Raw genomic sequence first — 2,549 nt, forward strand, 5'->3', positions numbered from 1 at the left:
CCTTCGGACAGGTCGCCACGAACCCCGGCTGCGAGGGCGGTGCGTTTGACCAGCCGCGCCACTTCCTGGTCGTTGAGCCGCTCGGCTGCAACTGCTTTGCCGTTTCCGGTGACGCGTCGAAACAACGGCCCATGGCCGACCCTCGCCAGTTTCAGCCAGGTTTGCACCGCCACAACCGGGCATGTGGCATCGGACGAGCCACGGCCGATCTCGACCTCGCGCCAGCCGGTCTTTCCGCGCAATGCGACGAGAACGCCTTTGTCCAAAACCTCGATCCAGCCGCGGCCGTCCTGGGTTTGGTCCCTGGCAACGTCCAGGCCAACGATTTCAGAACGCCGCAGGCCGCCGGCGAAACCCAACAGGAGCATGGCGCGGTCGCGCAGGCCGCGCAACGTTCCACGGTCAAGGGTCTCGAGCATGGCAATCAGGTCTTCAGTCAGAATGGCTTCCTTTTGCCGGGGAGGGGAGGCGTGGGTGTTGCGAATGCCGGCCAGCACAGTGGCGATATGCCGGTCCTTCCTGTCCAATGGCTGGCCACGCTGAGAAAAATTCCAGGTGATCGAGGAGAGACGTCGCTCGATGGTCGAGACGGCGTTCGGCTTCTTGTCGCCCGTCACCTTACCGGACGCGCAGGCCGTGATGTAAAGGCCAACGACCTGCGGGTCGGGCGGCAACACATCGAGATGCTGGCGGCGCGCCCAGGCGCAAAAATGCTTCCAATCGGCGGCGTAGGCGCGCCGGGTGTTCGCCGAGCTTGCTGCCTCGACGTAATCGCGCGCGCGCTCGGCGAGCCCTTCCAGGTGCGCCGGCAGGGGAGGGGCGTTTTGCGGCTCGCAGGGTGCCTGCGCCATTTCCATGACGATATCGACAATATCAGGCAAGTCGTCGGCTGGAGGCGAGGGAGGGGAGGTGCTGGCGATCGCGGTCGTGCTGTGGGACGGCACTGAGCTGTCCTCAGGACGATTTTCGCGGCTCAGGTCGACGATAGGGGCCATTCTGCTAGCATGGCTTGTAACGAACGATAATGCAACATTATCATTCATTATATCTGCACGACAGGCTGTGCGTTTCGGTGCGAAAATCATAGCGCAAAGCGCACGCGCGCTTTACCCTCCAAAATCATGATTCGCCTCGATCCCGCGACCGCCAGCTCCTCTGCGCCGCCCTCCGTTCCGGCGTGGGCGCTCGCGTCCGGCCGTGACGCCAGCGAGATCGACGCCGCCTTCCAGGCCGGCGCCGCCTTGGCGTCGCTGGACGCACTTGCCCGGGCGCAGCCCGCCTGGGCCGGCGCCTGGCGCCAGCGGCTGGCGCTTCGCTGTGCCGCCGCCAGCATGCGGCTCGCCGGCCGGGCCGTGGACGCGGCCGCCCTGCGCGACGCCTGGCACCTGCGCCCGCCCGGCGCCGATCCCGGCCCCGCCGGCGCTATTTTGGGCGGCTGGCGGCAATTGGCAGCGCAGCCGCCCGTTGCCAGCGCCGATCGGCTCGAAAAGATCGTCGAGATGCTCGGATTCCACTGGGACGGTTCCGCGCTCGCCGCGCTTTCTACGGAGATCGAAAACCTGGCGGCACCGCAGCGGCCGGCGCCGTTCGCCGCGGCGGCGATCGCCGCGCACGTCGTCGCCGTACGCCCCGACTGCGAGCTTTTGGCCTGGTGGCTGGCCGACCTGGTGCTGGCGCAAAGCCTGCGCTGGCCGCGGCCGCTACCGCTGCTCATGGCCCTGGCTTTTGCTCCGGCCTTCCGCGCCGAGGCGGGAGGGACCAGACTCCGGCCGGGCGGCGAAGCGTTCGAGCGGGCACTTTGCCTGGCGCTGGTTCAGGCGGCGGCGGACGCGTGCCGGCTGGCGGCCGAGCTGTCGCGTCGCGCGGAGCGGCTCATCGCCGTCGCACCGAAGCTCAGGGCGAAGGGGGCGGGCGATGTGATCCAAAGACTGCTCGACGACGACGCCGTCTCCGGATCGCTAACGACCAAAAGCCTGTCGCGCTTTGCGGCGCGACGCCTTTTCGATCGGCTGCAACAATTGGATGCCGTGCGCGAGCTCTCCGGCCGCACCACCTTTCGACTTTTTGGGCTGTAGGGATGAGCGAAGCGTCTGCCCGCCGCAAGCCGAACGAACAGCCTGTGTTGGTCGACACGGAACTGGACCACCTGCCGCCGGAGCTGCGCTGGCGCGAGTGGATGGGCCGCGTCGAAGCGGTGATCTTTGCCGCCAGCGAACCAGTAACACGTAGTGTCCTCGCGCGGGTGGTGGGAAAAAACTGCAATCTCGAGCTGATCATCGACGACATCCGCGCCGAACTGTCCGGCCGCCCCTACGAGCTGGTCGCGGTCGCCGGCGGCTGGCAGCACCGGACCAAAAAGGTTTTTGGCGACGTCATCCATGCCGCGTTCGGCACAGCGGCGGGGCAGGGCACAAAAGAGTTGTCGCAGGCGGAGGCGCTGGTGCTGATGTGCATCGCTTATTTTCAGCCGATTACCCGTGGCGAACTGTCTTCCTTCTTCGGCAAGGAGGTGTCGCGCGATCTGATCGGCGTGCTGCGCGCGCAGGAGC

At 66.9% G+C, this 2,549-nt stretch carries 3 protein-coding genes; 2 read left to right on the top strand and 1 reads right to left on the bottom strand.

Annotated features, from left to right (window positions below; genetic code table 11):
* On the bottom strand, window positions 1–995 hold a 995-nt coding region (locus EN990_RS35055), incomplete at its 3' end, for a tyrosine-type recombinase/integrase (protein ID WP_127388573.1).
* Between the two features lie 126 nt (window positions 996–1,121).
* On the opposite strand from EN990_RS35055, the gene EN990_RS35060 reads away from it, so the two are divergent.
* Both EN990_RS35060 and EN990_RS35065 read left to right on the top strand, forming a co-directional pair.
* Window positions 1,122–2,075 carry a DUF1403 family protein gene (locus EN990_RS35060; RefSeq protein WP_127369045.1) on the top strand — a complete coding sequence of 318 codons (954 nt, stop codon included), beginning with the start codon at window positions 1,122–1,124 and terminating at the stop codon, window positions 2,073–2,075.
* A 2-nt stretch (window positions 2,076–2,077) separates the two neighbouring features.
* Window positions 2,078–2,549: SMC-Scp complex subunit ScpB (locus EN990_RS35065; RefSeq protein ID WP_164766233.1), on the top strand; the 472-nt coding region annotated here is incomplete at its 3' end.

The organism is Mesorhizobium sp. M7A.F.Ca.US.005.03.1.1, assembly GCF_003997975.1.
GTDB classification, from domain to species: Bacteria; Pseudomonadota; Alphaproteobacteria; order Rhizobiales; family Rhizobiaceae; genus Mesorhizobium; species Mesorhizobium ciceri.